The organism is Bradyrhizobium sp. Y36 (assembly GCF_002531575.1).
Taxonomy (GTDB): domain Bacteria; phylum Pseudomonadota; class Alphaproteobacteria; order Rhizobiales; family Xanthobacteraceae; genus Bradyrhizobium.
On record NZ_NWTI01000010.1, the window covers coordinates 138927 to 155384 of the forward strand.

At 63.2% G+C, this 16458-nt stretch carries 22 protein-coding genes and 1 pseudogene; 11 read left to right on the top strand and 12 right to left on the bottom strand.

The window, feature by feature from the left end:
• Positions 1-415: 415 nt before the first annotated feature.
• From CO669_RS18540 to CO669_RS18550, 3 genes are all read right to left on the bottom strand, one after another.
• Positions 416-1063, bottom strand: a complete 648-nt coding sequence (locus tag CO669_RS18540) for a response regulator transcription factor (RefSeq protein WP_245444360.1) — start codon at positions 1061-1063, stop codon at positions 416-418.
• 242 nt (positions 1064-1305) lie between these two features.
• The gene (locus CO669_RS18545) at positions 1306-1707 is read right to left on the bottom strand and encodes a response regulator (protein WP_097661362.1); all 402 of its coding nucleotides are present in this window, start codon (positions 1705-1707) and stop codon (positions 1306-1308) included.
• Positions 1704-2144 (bottom strand): response regulator, encoded by a 441-nt coding sequence (locus CO669_RS18550; protein ID WP_097661364.1) that lies wholly within the window; start codon positions 2142-2144, stop codon positions 1704-1706. Before CO669_RS18550 ends, CO669_RS18545 begins: the two co-directional genes overlap by 4 nt.
• Positions 2145-2485: 341 nt before the next feature.
• Between CO669_RS18550 and CO669_RS18555 the strand changes: the two genes are divergently transcribed.
• Entirely contained in the window at positions 2486-5686 is a 3201-nt protein-coding gene (locus CO669_RS18555; protein ID WP_097661366.1) for a PAS domain S-box protein, read from the top strand.
• A gap of 849 nt (positions 5687-6535) precedes the next feature.
• Positions 6536-7987: an integrase family protein gene (locus tag CO669_RS18560; protein WP_097661368.1), complete on the top strand. Its 1452-nt coding sequence runs from the start codon at positions 6536-6538 to the stop codon at positions 7985-7987.
• A gap of 12 nt (positions 7988-7999) precedes the next feature.
• Here CO669_RS18560 and CO669_RS18565 read toward each other — a convergent pair whose 3' ends face one another.
• From CO669_RS18565 to CO669_RS18600, 8 genes and pseudogenes are all read right to left on the bottom strand, one after another.
• The gene (locus tag CO669_RS18565; protein WP_143278688.1) at positions 8000-8641 is read right to left on the bottom strand and encodes a hypothetical protein; all 642 of its coding nucleotides are present in this window, start codon (positions 8639-8641) and stop codon (positions 8000-8002) included.
• A gap of 4 nt (positions 8642-8645) precedes the next feature.
• Positions 8646-8912: a hypothetical protein gene (locus CO669_RS18570; protein WP_097661372.1), complete on the bottom strand. Its 267-nt coding sequence runs from the start codon at positions 8910-8912 to the stop codon at positions 8646-8648.
• The gene (locus CO669_RS18575) at positions 8905-9363 is read right to left on the bottom strand and encodes a hypothetical protein (protein WP_097661374.1); all 459 of its coding nucleotides are present in this window, start codon (positions 9361-9363) and stop codon (positions 8905-8907) included. Before CO669_RS18575 ends, CO669_RS18570 begins: the two co-directional genes overlap by 8 nt.
• Positions 9364-9422: 59 nt before the next feature.
• The gene (locus CO669_RS18580) at positions 9423-9827 is read right to left on the bottom strand and encodes a hypothetical protein (RefSeq protein ID WP_097661376.1); all 405 of its coding nucleotides are present in this window, start codon (positions 9825-9827) and stop codon (positions 9423-9425) included.
• A gap of 333 nt (positions 9828-10160) precedes the next feature.
• Positions 10161-10571 (bottom strand): annotated as a pseudogene (locus CO669_RS18585) (TIR domain-containing protein); the annotation flags it as partial.
• A gap of 144 nt (positions 10572-10715) precedes the next feature.
• Entirely contained in the window at positions 10716-11030 is a 315-nt protein-coding gene (locus tag CO669_RS18590; protein ID WP_097661380.1) for a hypothetical protein, read from the bottom strand.
• Positions 11027-11608 carry a metallophosphoesterase gene (locus CO669_RS18595; RefSeq protein WP_097661381.1) on the bottom strand — a complete coding sequence of 194 codons (582 nt, stop codon included), beginning with the start codon at positions 11606-11608 and terminating at the stop codon, positions 11027-11029. The genes CO669_RS18590 and CO669_RS18595 overlap by 4 nt, the downstream gene beginning before the upstream one ends.
• Complete coding sequence (locus CO669_RS18600; RefSeq protein ID WP_143278689.1) at positions 11605-11799, bottom strand: hypothetical protein; 195 nt, start codon at positions 11797-11799, stop codon at positions 11605-11607. Before CO669_RS18600 ends, CO669_RS18595 begins: the two co-directional genes overlap by 4 nt.
• 124 nt (positions 11800-11923) lie before the next feature.
• Here CO669_RS18600 and CO669_RS18605 point away from each other — a divergent pair, with 124 nt between their 5' ends.
• The gene (locus tag CO669_RS18605) at positions 11924-12208 is read left to right on the top strand and encodes a hypothetical protein (protein ID WP_097661384.1); all 285 of its coding nucleotides are present in this window, start codon (positions 11924-11926) and stop codon (positions 12206-12208) included.
• On the opposite strand, the gene CO669_RS18610 is transcribed toward CO669_RS18605, so the two are convergent.
• Positions 12177-12683, bottom strand: coding sequence for a hypothetical protein (locus CO669_RS18610; RefSeq protein ID WP_097661385.1), 507 nt, complete (start codon positions 12681-12683; stop codon positions 12177-12179). The genes CO669_RS18605 and CO669_RS18610 overlap by 32 nt on opposite strands.
• A gap of 167 nt (positions 12684-12850) precedes the next feature.
• Here CO669_RS18610 and CO669_RS18615 point away from each other — a divergent pair, with 167 nt between their 5' ends.
• Genes CO669_RS18615 through CO669_RS18650 form a run of 8 tightly spaced genes read left to right on the top strand, consistent with a single transcriptional unit; the run spans position 12851 to position 16172 of the window.
• Positions 12851-13144, top strand: a complete 294-nt coding sequence (locus CO669_RS18615; RefSeq protein WP_097661387.1) for a hypothetical protein — start codon at positions 12851-12853, stop codon at positions 13142-13144.
• The gene (locus CO669_RS18620) at positions 13134-13463 is read left to right on the top strand and encodes a hypothetical protein (RefSeq protein WP_143278690.1); all 330 of its coding nucleotides are present in this window, start codon (positions 13134-13136) and stop codon (positions 13461-13463) included. The genes CO669_RS18615 and CO669_RS18620 overlap by 11 nt, the downstream gene beginning before the upstream one ends.
• Positions 13463-13759, top strand: a complete 297-nt coding sequence (locus tag CO669_RS18625; protein WP_097661390.1) for a hypothetical protein — start codon at positions 13463-13465, stop codon at positions 13757-13759. The genes CO669_RS18620 and CO669_RS18625 overlap by 1 nt, the downstream gene beginning before the upstream one ends.
• Positions 13756-14148, top strand: coding sequence for a hypothetical protein (locus CO669_RS18630; protein WP_097661391.1), 393 nt, complete (start codon positions 13756-13758; stop codon positions 14146-14148). The genes CO669_RS18625 and CO669_RS18630 overlap by 4 nt, the downstream gene beginning before the upstream one ends.
• Entirely contained in the window at positions 14148-14543 is a 396-nt protein-coding gene (locus tag CO669_RS18635; protein WP_097661393.1) for a hypothetical protein, read from the top strand. Before CO669_RS18630 ends, CO669_RS18635 begins: the two co-directional genes overlap by 1 nt.
• Complete coding sequence (locus CO669_RS18640) at positions 14540-15277, top strand: hypothetical protein (RefSeq protein WP_097661395.1); 738 nt, start codon at positions 14540-14542, stop codon at positions 15275-15277. The genes CO669_RS18635 and CO669_RS18640 overlap by 4 nt, the downstream gene beginning before the upstream one ends.
• Positions 15274-15924 (top strand): hypothetical protein, encoded by a 651-nt coding sequence (locus CO669_RS18645; RefSeq protein WP_097661396.1) that lies wholly within the window; start codon positions 15274-15276, stop codon positions 15922-15924. The genes CO669_RS18640 and CO669_RS18645 overlap by 4 nt, the downstream gene beginning before the upstream one ends.
• Positions 15915-16172, top strand: a complete 258-nt coding sequence (locus tag CO669_RS18650; RefSeq protein WP_097661397.1) for a hypothetical protein — start codon at positions 15915-15917, stop codon at positions 16170-16172. Before CO669_RS18645 ends, CO669_RS18650 begins: the two co-directional genes overlap by 10 nt.
• Positions 16173-16458: the final 286 nt, after the last annotated feature.

Below are 16458 nucleotides of genomic sequence, written 5' to 3' on the forward strand. Positions count from 1 at the left end.
CTTGCCGCTCTCACCATACTTGCTCCCCATGGCTCGCGATTGACGTGCATCGGCAAACGCCATTCGCGGCATGCGCTCGTGGGCCGAAATTTTTCTTCAACGCGTCGCCGACCAGATTCTTAAATTTCTGATCCGGAGCACCACGGGATTCTCGAACTTCACGCCCGCAGGTTAAAGCGAAGCATACCGATGGTGGTATCCTCGTCCCGTTCTGCCCGTGACATCACGGAAAATCTTCAAGAGATGGACGCACCGGCAATTAAGCCTATGGCGAAGTCAAAATGCGGCCGACGCCAAGAATGCGAAGTCTGCGGCCGCGACACAGCTTAAGAGTCCTGCCGCTCGGACGAGAGGCCGGGAGGTTTCGCTGGAGTGGTCGAACTGTTGCGAGAGGTGTCCGAAGGGAGGACTTCGTCTAGACTTTCGGTCGGCGAAAGCCCGCCAGTGCAGCGCGGAGCAGTTCTGCCGTCGTGCCGACATTTGCCTTTCGAAGAAGATTTGACCGGTGGTCCTCGACAGTCCGCGGGCTCAGCGCCATGGCTCGCGCGATGTCCTTGGTGGAATCCCCTCGGACTATGCGGTCCCAGATCTGGCGCTCCCGCGGCGTGAATGACGCCAACACGGCCGGATCGCATGCCATCACGTCTTCTGACTTGCCGTCCACGGGACGGCAGTCGACCTCGACCGCCAATACTTTTTCGATGCTGTCGATCAGGTCGCTTGGCTTGAAGGGCTTTTCGAAGAATTGAACGACACCCAGTTTGGCTGCCTTCACGGCCGTCTCGATGCTACCGTAACCAGACATCATGAAGACGGGAACGGGATATCTGATCTCGCGCAGCTCAGCGAGGACTTGAAGACCGGATTTGCCCGGCAATTGGAGATCCAGGATGATGCAAGCAGGAGACTTCTGTCTTGCAACCGCGAGCAGGGAGTCGCCGTCGGCGAAAAAGAGGGCTTGGTAATTCCGCTTGGCAAGCATTGTCTCGAGGGCACGGCGAACCTCTGGGTCATCTTCGAGGATAAAGATCTCGTTTGAAGTCATCATGATCTTGCTGGTCAATGGGGTGCGGACGCAATTATCGGGTTCGTCACTGTCGCACGCAACGTCGTGAAACCATGCGGTAAATCAACCTCCCGTAGTCTTACGGAAACATTGCTATCGGCATCTGGCAATCCCGGCGTCATCTCGCGCGGTTCGACGTTAGCTCGGCAGGACCATCGGGCGACGTATCATGTTCGAGATCATGCAGTGGCCGACGGCATCTCTCGTGCCGCGACGTACTGATCGACGAATCATGTCTTTCAGGCGAAGTCGGCGGTGACCGATCGTGCTGCGCCTGGCAGAGCTATGGCAACAAGCCGGCTCAGTTCACTCGGCCTGAAGGGCTTGGCAAGACAGTATGCCCTGTCAAGCGGACCGATCTCGGGATGATCCGCTGGATTCGGGCTGGACGTGCTCAACATCCCCGTGATGACGATGATTGGGACGAGAGGTCGAAGGTCCCTGGCAGCAGCGACAACCGATACGCCGTCCACCATGGGCAGACTGAGATCGATCAAGGCCAGGTCAACGTTGCTGGTCGCCAAGATCGCGAGCGCCGCAGCACCCGTGTCGCAAGCGGTGACGGCATGCCCGTCTTTCTTCAACAACAGCCGGATAGCCGTACAGACGGCCGGTTCGTCGTCGACCACCAGAAGATTCATTTCATGGAACTTCCATTGATCTGCGATTTTGCCGTTTCAGCGACGAGATAAGGCCGCCGCCTGGCGAAGCATTGGTCTAATGCAGACAGCAGTTCGGCCACCCCGAACGGCTTTTGAAGAGCGGCAGTTGCACCGAGACGAACGGCCATGCCAAGAGAATCGGAGCCGCCAAGCCTGCTGTCGGTGAAGCGTTTGCCCGATATGGCAATAAAGGGCAGCAGCGGATCGAGCTCGACGAGTTCTCGAATGGTCGCGATCCCGTCCATTCCGGGCAAGAACATGTCGATGATCGCGGCGTCAAGGGACCTGGATCCGACTAACCGCAGCCCTGCCGGCCCATCGGCGGCCAAAAGGACGTTGACGCCCTGCTTTCGGAGGAATGCTTGCAAGGCAATGCGTATAGCCTGGTCATCATCGACCAGAAGAATTGTAGACATCGGGCACCTCGTTGAAGTCCGTTGCCTTTAGCAATCAAGCAGCTTCCAACGCCCGTCTTAAGCAACCACCTCTACCCGAAATCACACACTTCAAATTACTTTGTAGGATGCTAGACATTTTATTTTTCCGCAATCGGTAGTATCCCGGAACAGACACTCGTTTTTCGATCGGGTATGGCAGCCGGGGCGAGGCGGACGGCTGTGCCCTCGTGAAGGAAAGCCCGCTTCGAGCGCTAAGCACTGCAAGGTGCATATATCGATATTGTCAAGCCACCCACCCCGATTAGTCTGGCCGGTGGTTTTCCCTTCGGGAGACAGACGTGGGTCGAAGAAGCACGGCCATGGGAATTGCGCTGGATGCCGACGCGGCGCAGCCGCCTAGGGTTTCCCTTTTTAGAGCGGCTGTCGAGCGGCTTCCTCTCTCCACGCTCTTGATCGTATCGATGATCGGGTTGGTCATTGCAACCTCACTCGGCGTCGCTTTCCTGACCCTTCACAACCTCGATGCCGCCCTCGTCCCGTTTCGCGTGCAGCTCATGGCCCAGCAGGCGCATGCGCGCGTGGAGGATGTTGCGAACTATACCGGGACAGCCCGGGCCGACTTACTTGTTCTTTCCGAAGGGAGTTCGCTGACTGGATTGCTGCGGGCCTCTGCCGGCGGTGGCACGGACCCCATTGACAAGGTCTCCTCGACTGTTTGGCAAGAACGGCTGGCCAAGCGGCTGTTTCGCGAGATCGAGTTGAAGCCGGCTTATTACCAAATCAGGGTGATATCGGCTGCAGACGGCGGACGCGAGCTCGTTAGAGTCGATCGCGATAACGGCGTCCCGCGGCTGGTGGCGGAACAGTCGCTCCAGCGAAAAGGGGACACAGACTACTTCAGAAAGACGATGTCGATCGGACGGGGTGAGATCTACGTATCGCCCGTTGACCTCAACAAGGAGTACGGCCGCATTGAGATGCCGGTCGTACCGGTCGTCCGCATCGCCACTCCACTATTTCTTCCAGACGGGCAGCGTTTCGGCATCTTCATCATCAATCTGGATCTGCGGCCGATCTTCGACAGCTTGAAGAGCCGCGCTCCGGCATATGGCGACATTCGCCTCGTCAACGGCGATGGCGACTATCTTCTGCACCCGGACGATTTAAAGTCGTTCAGGTTCGAGTATGGCGGACGCAGTCGCGCCAAGGACGACTTGCCGGAACTGTCTTCGCTTCCGACGGAGACCGGGCTGCAGAGGGATCACGACGGCCGGCTGGTCGGCGTCGCCGTCGTATCCGGACGTATCGCAGACGCCGTCGATTTCAGCGTCGTGGAGGTCGCTCCCTACCAGGCGTTAGCCGCCGCGCCTGCCCCGCTCCGGGATGCGACTCTGGTCGCCGGTTCGTTGGCCGCGCTGGCTTCAATCGGCATGGCACTGTTGGTCGCCCGCGCGTTGTCACGGCGCATCCGATATGTCGTCGAGTCCGTTGACGGCCTGACCAGCGAGCAGCTGAACGTCGGGGCGCTGCCGCCTCCATCGGACGGCGGCAGCTCTCTGTACAGATTGCTGCGCATCAAGCAGCCCGTTGAGGAGCTACGTGACGAGCTCGTCCGACGGCGCCGCGCCGAACTTCTGATGCGGCAGTATCTCGAGAAACACAGCCTCTATAGCGCGGTCGTTCAGTCCGCGACCGACGCCATCGTGACCAAGACACTCGACGGAAAAATCACGGGCTGGAATTACGCGGCCGAGAAACTGTTCGGCTACTCCGCCGAGGAAGCTGTTGGTCAGTCGATCGAGATCATCGTCCCGCCGGACAGACTGAGCGACGTCCAGCATATCCTGGGACGGATCGCGCAGAGCGAGACCGTGGATCACTATGAAACGGTCCGCAAGACCAAAGACGGCAGGCTTATCGACGTCTCGCTCAGCGTATCGCCGGTCAAGTCGGCCGACGGCGAAATCATCGGAGCGGCGAAGATTGCGCGGGACATTTCGGAACGGAAGTTCGTCGAACGAAAATTCGAGCTTGCCGTCGAAGCCTCCCCCGGCGGCGTTCTCATGATCAACGGTGCCGGTGTCATCATTCTGGTCAACAAGGAACTTGAGCGCCAGTTCGGGTACGAACGCACCGAACTCATCGGCCGCTCCGTGGAGACCTTGCTGCCGGCGTCGGGGAGAGAGGCCCATGCCAGTGTCCGAAAGGCGTTTTTGAACGCGCCTGCGGTTCGTTCGATGGGCGCGGGACGCGAATTGTTCGCCCGCCGTAAGGACGGAACCGAATTTCCGGTGGAGATTGGCCTCAACCCAATCCAGTCCCGTGATGGGTTAATCGTTCTGGCCAGCGTGGTCGATATCTCGCCGCGAAGACAGGCTGAGCGCGCCATCGAAGCGCAGAAGGAACAGTTGCAGCACGCGCAGAAGATGGAAGCTGTCGGATTGATGGCGGGCGGTGTCGCCCATGACTTCAACAATCTCCTCCTGGTCATGCTGGTCTACGCCGAAATGTTGCGCGCAGACTGCGACGCCCTCGATCCGAAGCTTCCCGAAATCCTGGAGATCGTCAAATCGATCGATCGCGCTCAATTGCTGACAGGCCAATTGCTGGCGTTTTCTCGCAAGCAGCCGAGCGAACCGAATGTGCTCAACCTTGGGGATGTCGTGTCTGGCTTCCACTCCATGCTCAGGCGCACGCTGCCGGCCGACATCGAGATCGTCACGATCGCGGCGGACGATCTCTGGCCGGTGCTGATTGACAAAGGGCAGTTGGAGCAAGTGCTGATGAACCTCGCCGTCAATGCACGAGACGCTATGCCTACCGGCGGTCGCTTCGCAATCGAGATCACGAACAAGCAAGATGGAGCCCCGGTTTCCGGCAATTTGGTCTGCGAATTTGTCGAGGTGCGCGTTAGCGACTCCGGATCAGGTATCGCTCCCGAGCTGATCGAGAAAATATTCGACCCGTTCTTCACGACCAAGGAGCGCGGCAGGGGGACGGGCCTCGGGCTCTCGACGTGCTATGGAATCATCGCGCAAGCTGGCGGGCGTTTGACCGTGGAGAGCGAGCTTGGAAAGGGTGCGACCTTCTGCATTCTGCTGCCGCGAACCGAGCGGTTGGCCTCCACGGCCGCGTCCGCCCCGAAAGATGCCGAGCAATTCGGCGGAACGGAGACGATCCTTGTCGTCGAGGACGATCAGGCCGTCATGCGCGCGACGACAGCGGCGCTGAGACGCGGTGGTTACAGCATATTGACCGCTGCAAATGGAGATGAAGCCCGACGCCTGCTGCAACAGCAGGGCGATGGCATCGACCTCGTCTTGAGCGATGTCGTCATGCCCCAGCTCAGTGGGCCGGAACTCGCCGAGTTCGTAAGAGGTAGCTATCCTGGCCTGCCGTTGATCTTCATGACCGGCTATTCGGACTACCCCGTCATCACGGAGAGCGGCGACCACCGGATCGCGCACCACCGCGCCATCATGAAACCGTTCCGCCCCAACGAACTCCTCGCGACCATACGTGAAGTTTTGAATGGACATGACGATCCCGGCTGCTCTTAAGTTGACGTCATTGCACTCGAGGGCCCTGCGTCGCAGGCTCCGGCGCCGCTGGATCTCGCGGGGCCCAGCGTGCCCAACTCGTCATAAGGCGCCTCAGTTCAGACTCGTTCAGCACCCATGAACGAAAAACGGTCGGCTCCTTGGAGACGATCTTGCCGGTCGAGTTATTGCGGGCCTACGATCCGGTGGGCTCGATGCCGAAGCGGAATTGTCACTCTGCGCCGGCCACCAATTCATCCATGTGTTCCCCTCTGTCAACTTCGACGAACAGCGGCGTTTCAGAACGCACCCGGGCTGCCGAACTGATCGACTATTTGTCGGGAAGCCTTCCCCTGGACCGAGCCCGTCGGTCTCGGACGTCCCCTTCTGCGGGGCCGGCTGCCCCGCGTGGTGGTCGCGAGGCGACTCGACCCCCGAGCCGAACAGTCTGGTTTTGGTTCTGCAGCAAGCCGTATCTTGCTGCGACGCTCAGGAAGTTGAGAAACAAGCGAAAGCTGAACGCAATCTGGCCGTGTCCGCCCGCACAAAAACGCGGCACGAGACCCGTCTTGTTCTCGGCGCCACCGCGCGTAACGTTTTGAAGGGGAAAGACTTTTGAATGGTGGGCGCACCAGGGCTCGAACCTGGGACCCGCTGATTAAGAGTCAGAGGTTCTACTCTCAGTCAGCTAGGCGACGAAGGATCAGTGGGAAGGTAAGCTCTCAAGATTGCGCCAGCGTTCTCAAGGAATTAACCCTGAATCGCGCAGTTGTTCAAGCCTGGCGCGGGTTCGTTGACTCCTTTGGCCCTTTTGGCAACTTTGCCCCCGATGTGCCCCCGATTTTCGACCGGGGGGCAAGGAGAAGGTTGGTGGGCAACAAGATCACTAAGGCGACGATCGAGAAGGCGTACCGCGACAAGAAGTCCGGCAAGTCCTACGACATCTCTGACGGCAGCATCGCCGGGCTCGAGCTGAGGGTGAGGCCCCTGTCCGTCAGATGGTCGATGCGGACGGCGCTGCACGGCAAGCGTACGCGGTACGACCTCGGTCCCGCGGAGAGCAAGGATCCGCCTGTGGAGGGCCTCTCCGTCGACACGGCACGCACCCGCGCCTCCAAGGTCGCCGAGCTGGCTCGCGGCGGCCACAATCCCACGACCTTCCTGTCCGCCATCACCGCCGGCGTCTCGATGGAGACGCAGATCAAGATCGAGTCCGCCAGGCCGAAGCCGAGCTGGACCTGGGAGGACGCCAAGAAGAACTTCCTGGATGAGATCCTGCGCACGCGGCGCGAAGACACGCACAGGGACTACCGCGGCAAGCTGATGCCGGCCGAGCTAGACCGGTTCGCCGGCCGTCTGGTCAGCGGCATCACCCTGAACGAGATGGCGGCCGCGATCGCCGACGTCCACGCCCGCAAAGCGGAGTCGATGTCCGAGGGCATGGTGAGGACGATCCGGCGTATGTGGAATTGGCTCGCCGAGCCCGTTCGCGCCGAGCAGACCAACGTCCCAAGACACGTCATGGAGACGCTCAAGGCGCCGGAGCGCACGCGGAAAGAGCTTGGCGAAGAGGCCTTCGATCCGGACGATGAGGACGGCTACACGCCGGAGCCCATCGAGATCGGCCGTGCCCTCGCCGTCGCCCGCCTCGGCTGCCTGCCAGAGCGGATCGGACTCGGGTTGCAGCTCATGATCGGGACCGTGCAGCGCCGGCGAGCGGTGACCGGCGCGTCGCGCTGGCGCTTCAGGGAGTACGAAGAGGCGCCGGGTGAGTCCGGATGGTTTGTGCCGCCCTACTTCCGCAAGAGCGGCACGAAGCGGGGCAACCGCTCGCATCTGGTGCCGTGCGTCGGCTTCGCCGCCGAAGCGCATGCGAAGCTCGACAAGCTCAGCGACTTCGAGGGCAGCGAGGGCTGGCTCTTCCCCGCCGGCCTGGCATCGCGGACCGGTCGCGGACACGCCGAAGCCGGCCTGTTCAACGACTGGTTGGCGGCAATCCCCGGCGTGGAGTTCTCGACACACGGCGGCCGATACGCATTCAGCACCTACGGACCGCGCGATCTCGGCTTTGCCGTCGGCGAGGGCAAGCTGATCCTCGACCACCTCGAAGGCATCGAGCCGACCGACGTCACCGGCCAGTTCTACAGCTCGGACCCGCAGATCAAGCGCAAGCGAGCGATGATGAAGGCCTGGACGGAGTGGTGCGAGCACTGGACCGCGAAGGCGATAGAGAAGGACGCTGCTCTCAAGAACGCCGAGCTGATGGGCAAGACGATCCGCGCAGAGCGCTACAAGCACAAAAGGAAGAAAGCCCCGACATGATGCCGCCGAGGGCTATGGAGAGAGGGCGGCGAGAGCTTCGTCATCGGCGAGCTCCAGCGGCTCGGGATCCGGCACGGGTGTCATGAGAAGCGATGACGGGTGGGCGGTCACGCCGCTCTCGCAGTCGATCGCCGGCAGTACCAACCCGAGTCCGAGCAGCGCGGCGTAATCGCTTCCGCCGCCGACATCGAACCGGTATCGCTCATCGGGATAGACGACGAACGTCTTGCCGTCGACGATAGACTGCATATCCCGCGTCCACCTGTGCGCGGTGTGGCTGCGCGTCGCACGATCATATGCCGACAACCGATGTCGGGCGCGAGGGCACGTGAGCTTTCGAAAACAGTCGTATGCGCCATCCGTGCGGACGCCGAGCCGACCAGCGAGGTCTGCTTCCAGGCCCCTGCCGGCAGCTATGTCATAGAGCGCCATCGAGCGCCAGACCAGCAGCCCTTCGACGTCGGTAAGGCGCACGCGGCAGAGCCCATCGGCGTCGGCGGGCCAGACGCGCAGGACGTTCGCGAGAACCGACGGCTGCTCGCCTTTCCTGATCTTGCGCCCGACCAGCGTCAGCACCCTCTCATCCTCGCCGTGCGCCACCAGAGCGGCGGCGATCTGGTCGCGCGTCTCCGCGGAGAACGTCATCGAGATCACCGACCTACTCCTCCAGTTCGCGCAGCATCTGCAGCGCCATCTTGTCGAGCTTCAATCCGACCGCGCGCACGCGATCGGCCTCCTTCGCAAGGCCTTCCGCGACCTTGCGGTAGACGTCATCTGTCACCACGCGGCGCTCACCGCCAGCGATCATCGCCAGCAGCGACTGCGGCACGCCGGCCGCGCGCGCCAGCGCAGACTGCCAGCGGTCGCCGGCGAGAGCCTGTCCGGCGGCGACGATGCGGACGGCACGGGGCGAGAGCTTAGCCATCAGCCTGCCTCGCGACCGACAGCATGGCGTCCAGGTTGATCACGGTCGCGCCCTCGTCAGTCGGCCCCCCGTCGACCTCGACGTAGCGCGCTCCTGGATAGCGGCGGGCCTTGATTTCAGCATACGCCCGCGCCTGCTCCTCTGTGCCGCTACCCCAGTGCGTGATCGGCAGCCCGACGAACTTGAACCACTTTGACGGCTCGGCCTCGGCAGCCTTAGCCGCGTTCGTCGGCAAGATGCAGAGGCTCTCGAGTTTCCGGACAAGCGCGTCGAACGTGTCGCCGCTGATAGTGTAGTCCGGATTGACGATGAGGTTGTCGATGATCTTGATCGAGCCAGGATTACGCACCGTCGCGACCATCTGGCCAGACTTCACGTTGGCCAGCATCGAGAGCTCGACCGTCAGGCCAGCGGTTGCTGCGACTTTGATCAGGTCTTGGAGCGTCTTCATATTGTCTCCGATCAAACGGAATAGTCGAACGAGTGGGCGGCCTCGCGGTCGACTATGCGCTAGAAGTGCGGGTCCATGCGGTATTCCCTGAACCCGAAGCCGATGCCCCCGGGGCGGCCGCTCTTGCCCCACATGCCGCTGTCGGTCTTGTACACACGCTGCCAGACCGCGCGAGGCAGGCCGCGGCTGCCGAAGTCGATGTCGAGGCGCCAGTTGCTCGAGCCGCGGCGCATCGTCGGGGTGTAGACGTGCTGGCCGGTTCCGCGGTCGAACGTGTGGTCGTCATCGTGAATGGTGACGACGACCGTGCCGCGATAGGGCGTCACAGCGGTAACCGTCGCCGGATAGCTGTCGCCTCCGTAGCCGTGCGTGGCGCCGTCACCGACGGCTGGGATCTTGGTCGGCTTTTCCAGGCTATCGTTGATCTCGAGCGTGGACGGCAACTTCTTCCTGCGCGGGAACATAGCGTCTCCTTTGTTGTGGGAGTCTCTCGACGTCGTGACCATCGCGCCATCTTTAGTGTGATAGAAATTATCACAACATGAGCGATGCGTAAGTATCATCTGATTCACGCTGTCATGAATCAACATGCGCGTAGAATCCTTAGCTTCCCATCGATGGTTAATTCGCCCAGTATATTGGGCGTTTTGGAGAACGGACCGCGAAAATGCCCAATATACTGGGCATTCTGCGGTATCGCTCTCCGCAGAATCCACAGGCAGAGCGACGGCAGCGATGTCCGATATAGACAACAGCGCGCTGCATTCGGTCGAAATTGTCCGATATAGACGACGGTCTCAGCGCTTCGCGCGCTTCTTCTTCGCCGGCCTGCCCGCCGTCGGCGCGAAGTCTCCGACGTCGAGCCAGTCCTGACGCCCGTCGACGTCGAGATCGCAGCGGAGCATTTGAAGTCGACCGACCAGATTGTGTCGGCTCGCCGTCGAACCGTTGAACCGCAGCATGTGGCGGCCGCCGATGTCGGAGAAGTGCTTCACACTGCCGATCTCAACGAGCAGCGTCTTCTCGGCATGGCGCCCCATCGCCAGGCCAGCCTCGAACAGCACGTTCGGCCGCGCCTGTCCCTGCGGCTTGCCCTCGGTCGACTTCTCATGGCGTGCGACGAACTGCGGCCGGAGCTGCACCAGATCGTCCGGAGAGAACATGACCAGCACCGCCTGGGCCTGGTCCATGACCTCCTCGATTATGTCGCCGACGTAAGCCTGCCGTGATGATCAGGACGAACGTCCCCACCTTCGTGAGAAGCTCGAGCCAGGTGAAGTCGGAATCGACGCGCGCCGGCGCGGTGACGATGTCGCCGGGGGTGTAGGGAGTGGAGGGCGTCTAGGTGGCGGTCATGTCGTCTCCTTGTTGTCAATCTCGTCGAGCCTTGCGAAGGCCTTCAGCGCCGCCTTGCGGACAGGCGCCACGGCGAACCAGAGGTCCTCTGACCGGAAGATGGTGCCATTTAGGACGACGTAGCGCACGCCGTTGTCATCCACCGCCCAGGCGCGGGCGTCGCCGATCGCGCCGATACGCTCGACGAACGGCCACCCGGCGCCGTCGCCCCTGCGCATCGCGCGGATGGCGCGGCGCAGACCGGAGTCCGCCAGCATCTCGCTCGTCGCCGTGGGCGTGAGGCGGGGGTCGAAGAGCTGGAGCTGGCTCACGGCTTCACCCCGTCGACGTCGTACTGCTCGCCGTCCTCGGGATCCACGCGCGGCGGCAGCGTCGCCATGTGCGCTTTGATCGTGGACAGACGAACGGGCGCGAAGCCGAGCACGTCGATGCCGATATCGCAGGACTGCTGGTTGCCGCGCAGCTTGCCGTGATGATGCCCGTAGAGCTGGAGCGTCGTCGGCTTGCGCGACCCCATCCACGACAACATCGGGTAGTGCGACACGACCAATTTTGTCGTCTCGACGTTGGCGTAGAGGATGTCCCGCTTGTCGGCCCACGGCAACTCCTGAGTCTGCGGGCCATCGTGATTGCCGATCACCAGCGTCTTGCGACCCGGCAATGAATCGAAAAGCTTGCGCAGCGCCTCAGGGTCGCCGGCCCGGTGCGCGAAGTCGCCAGCGATGATCAAATCGTCGTCCCGACGCACCATGGCGCGAATGTTGGCAGCCATAGCTTCGTTCATCTGGCGGCCGCTGGAAAAGGGTCTGCCAGCGAGCTTAATGATGCCGTCTGGCTTATCCGGCGACGCGTGGAAGAAATGGGGATCGGCCATGAACCAGGTCGTCACTGCGTTGCTCCCTTCGGCTCGAACCACATCGCCCGGACGGCGGCGACCTCGCACGGGTTGACATGCATGTCGGTCTCGCTGTCGTGCCCGGGCTCATGGATCAGCTCGGTGAGCCTGCAGAGCAGCACCTCGCCCGGCTGCATAACGAGGACGTGGCCGGGCGCGATCTGGTCGTTGGAATGGAGTCTCACAGCCCTGCCCATCGCTAAAAGTGCACCGATCCCAGGAACGATGTCTACACCGTCTGTGTGCTAAAGTCTACTTTGTCGGACAAAAGGCGTCCGGACGAATCCTTCAGCAAGCGAGGTAAGCACCATGGCAGGAGACTCACACACCAACTTCAACGGCGGCGCGTTCAACGCCTGCGCGGCCTGCGGAGCGCTCTCGCTCGCCGGCGCGTTCGTCGGCGCGCTGCAGGCTGCGGCCGAGCGCAACACCGCGAACCAGTGGGCGCACTACAACCGCGATCAGGTCGAGAAGTTCTTGAACTTCTCGGAGCTGCTGCGCGAGCACGCGGTGCGGCGCGCCGAGCGCGCCGAGGCCGAGCTCGACGCGCTCAATCGCCTGCTCAAGCGGGCCGGCGTGCTGGCTCGCAGGTAGCGTCGACCGGGGCCGCCTTGCGACGAGCCGGCTCCGGCGACCACTTCACCGGCGCCAGAGACTGCACTTTCCTCACGCCAGGAAGCCCGTACAGGCCGCGCACATGTGCCTGAATGGCCGATTTTTCGACGGAAACGATGGCTTCCGCCTCCTTAGCAGAAAGGCCCGGCAGCCACGACTTCACCGGCCGAGGGAGCCAGCTCGGCACCGCCACGGGGCCGTCGGCGATGAGTGACTCGACGCACCAGTGCCAGATGGCGCGCGCGATCTTCGCGTAGTTGTCTTGATCCTCGGCGTCCGCCGCGGCGAGCCTGGCGGCGAGATCCTGGACCTCCGGCAGGTCCTCGACCGGCGGCGCCGCGCCTCCGCCGAGCAGCGCGCCGACGGCGCGGCCGGGGATCGAGACGGCGGCGCGAACGAGCGCGAAGGCGGCGCGCAGGGCGGCGCCGATCGCGGAAACGATGTTCTTCAGCATGTGACGACCTCCTTTTCCTACCGCCCATCGTTGCACGGTCGGCTGCAAGGCGGAAACGGGCAGGCCCACCGGAAGGATTCACCCCCGCTTGACAGATGCCAGTCGCCGAACGCATAGTGTCCGCCATACGCACACTTCGTTACCCATTCGTGAGAAGTTGCCGGGAAGTGCCGAAGCCCAAGGAAAACACGCTTCCGCTGCGGATCGAGTTCGTCGGAACGTCCCTCTTCGGCCCCGGCCGAGGCTGGACGGTCGCCCTCGCCCGCGGCTTGAACATGAGCCGCAGCCAGCTTTTCGAGTATCGCCGCGCTGGCTGCATCAAGAGCGGCCGGGACATCGACGGCGAGATGCTGGCGCTGATCGATCGCGAGAGAGATGCCGCCGCCCAGCGCGGCGTGGATCTGACGAAACTGCGCAACCGCCTCCTCTCCATGCGCAAGGAGGGCAGCGATGCAGCTTAGCCTTCTCGAATGGAGCGCCCCCGTCGTGGCGCCGAAGGCCGCTATGCCGTGGACCGAAGCGGACTACGACCGTCTCACCGCGCTCTACGCCGAGACCGGAGGCAATATCCGCGCTATCGCCGCGATGATGGGCCGGACGCCGACGGCGATCTGGACGAAAGCGAGCTATCTCTGCCTCGCCGTCGAGGGCAACGACGTCAAGCTGCGCCGCTGCCTGGGCGACGGCTGCGGCAAGAAATTCCTGAGCCCCGACAAGGGCGTCAGGATCTGCAGCCGATGCAAGCAGAACAGAGACCTTCCATGGGGAGTAGTCTACTAATGACCATCAATATCGCCGACCGCCGCCGCACGAAGTCGCCAGTCACCCACCAAGACCGCAAGTTGAAGGTCTCCGGGCGCGAGTACACCGTTCGCCGCTCCGCCTGGGAAGGCCGCGCGATCGGCGGCTGGATCAGCGTGCGCGACGATAAGGACGAGCCGCTGTTCGTGCGCGGCGGCGACCTGCCGGACGCGATGATCGCGGAGCTGATCGCGGCCTGGAGCGACGGCTACAACGTCGGCCGCAGGGAAGCGGCGCGGGCTGCGGCGCGCCGCTACACGGGAGACATCGTATGAGCCGCCGCTGGCCGAATACTCAGCACTGGCAGGACATCTGGAAGGCTCTCGATCGGATCTCTGGCAAGAGCCGTCGCCGCTACGGCGAGTGGCTGTTCGGCCTGCCGCCCAGTGGGCTGCGCGCCCACATCGATCGCGAAGACATCCCCCACGAAGAGTTGGTCCGCCTCGAGGATCTGATCGCGGCCGAATTCCGCGAGCTGATCGCCGGTCAGAGGAAGGCGATGGACGACATCCTGAAGGCCTCGCGCGAGTTCAACGGCCAGAGCGCCGGCCGCCGCTTCGACGTCAGGACGGCCGAGATTAAGGACATCAACGAGTACGCAGAGGCGTTCGCGAACCAGTGGTGCGAGAAGAACGTGATCGGCTGGAAGAAGGAGGCTGCATAATGGTCGGCGGATTTCCCATCAACAAGCGCGCGCCCAAGCCGGTGCAGCAGACGCCGACGGTTGCTCCCGATGACGTCGAGTTCGACGAAGAGGGACGCCGCCGGATCACCGCACCGCTCACGCCGGCCGCGACGCGTCCACCGCCGACGACCTCCGCGAGGCCGCTGCTGCCGATGCCCGGCGCCCCCCGGCCCGGTGCTCTGCCGCCGATGCCGCCGCGGCCGGTGGCGCCGACCGTTAGGCGCGAAGGCCCGCCGCCGCCGAAGGCCGCGACGCCGGCGACCGCGGTCAAGCGCCCACCTCCGCCGACGCCGTACGTGCGCAAGCCGGCGCAGTACCTCGACCCAGAAACGATTCCGTTCGACAAGCCTCGGACCTACGGGGGTCGCCGGTGACGCAAGCGGAGATGGACTTCGGGGTATTCGCTACCGCGGCCGCGAACCACGCACGCCGCCGCAACGCGCCGCCGCATCCCGACCGTGATGGCCTGTTCGACGCCGAGGGCGTCGCCACTATCTGCGACCGCAGGCAGTGCGCTGTCGAGGTGGTGAGCGAGCTGTTCGCCGACATCCAATTCAAGGAAACGAAGGTCCGCGTGATGGCGATCGCGCCGGGTCGCTGGGATGCCGTCGCGGCGCTGGCGGCCTGCACCAAGGCGCGCGGAGGCCGCTTCTATGAAGTCGACTACGCCACGGCGAAGCCGACAAATCCGAACGGTCTCGACGAACTGCGCATCGCCGCCATCGTCGGCGCCGATGGCATCACGCCCTACTTGTCGAAGAAGGGCAGATACTTCGAGGCCGCCTATGGCGTGTGGGCTCCGGTCGAGCGGCCGCTAGAGACGGAGCAAGGATTCCGCCAAACGTTCCGTGTGTCGGCAGGCAAGCCGACATGGGTATTCCGCAAGCTGTTTGACGGTTTCGCTCCAGACGGGCGGCGCCACCGCTTCGCCGGAGACCCCATCGTCCGCCGCTCCCTGCGCGCGCTGGAGGACGCCGGCCTCGTTCACATCGAGCTCGGCCCGCGCGGCGGCATGGCGACGGCGAAGGTCACGTGGCTGCCGCGCGCGTATCTGGCGCCGGAGCGCCTCGCGAAGGAGGACGAAGCAGCCATGGAGATGCTGGCATGAAAGCCTCGGATTACACGATGGACCCGCGCAACTCGCTCGCGATCCGATTCCTTCAGAGCCGCCCGATCCAGATCGGTACGTCCGGATTCCTGATCTCCGTCGCGCAGGATCTCGACAATCGCGGCAGCCTCTCGAAGGGGCAGAGAGAGTCCCTGGAGAGCATCGCCAAGAAATCGAACTGGCAGCCGCCAGACCCGCTGCCACCGGCGGTCGACGACCGCGGTGAGCGCGTGCTGGTCTACCTCACGCCCGGCCATCATCCGGGCAACGAGTTCATGCAGGCGCTCGGCGAGCAGTACAAGCCGCTGGGAAAGATCGGCGTGCGCGTCGTGCACGATCCTGTCTTCATGGTCCTGCTGGATCCCGCGCCGCTTCCCATGGACGCGCCGTATCGACTCTTCACCAGTCTCGGCGCCTACGAACTCACGGGCACCGGATGGGCGCGCGCCGGCTTCAAGCCGCGCCACCCCGAGTCCGCCGATACGCTCAACGACGTCGTCTCGCCTCTGCTGTCGACGCAGGACAGCGAATTCGTCTTCCGCAACCGCCTGATCGACGGCTCGAAGCGCGGCGGCGGCAGGACGTGGTGGGTGTTCGGCGAGCGCAAGGCGAATGCCATCCGCGAGGTCGGGTCGAAATGCGCCTGACGCCGGCGCCGTTGCACTTGCTCGTCGCCGTCTCGCGTGGCGCGCGGCTGCGGCATGTCGGCGGCTGGTTTTCCGTGATCAAACCGAATGGGGAGTTCGAGCGCGTCCACGGCCGTGGCGTCAACACGCTGATCAAGAACGGCCTCGTCGAGGGGATCGACAAGTTCGACTGGCGACTCTCCGACGCCGGCGCGGCCTGGTTGGCTGCAAACGGAATTGCGGCGAAATCGGACAAACCTCGAAATTAAAGGCGGCGCCGCCCAGGTAGTAACGGGGGGCGTCAAGGAATCGGACATCAGCGGTGATGGCGTCACCTGTGACGCTCAACGGGATCGTACCGTGCAGTGACGGCAGGATACCGTGCGATAATGTGAAGCTAACTGACCTTAACGGCACCACGTCCGGACCCGAGCGCCGATGTGAGAATGCAGGGGGCTAAGCGGGTTCCCCCCCCGCGTTCTCACCTCGACAGAGCCGGCGCCTGCAGAAAACGCATTACGGCTGCAGAAAAAGCATTATTTCGGGGGCCTTCGG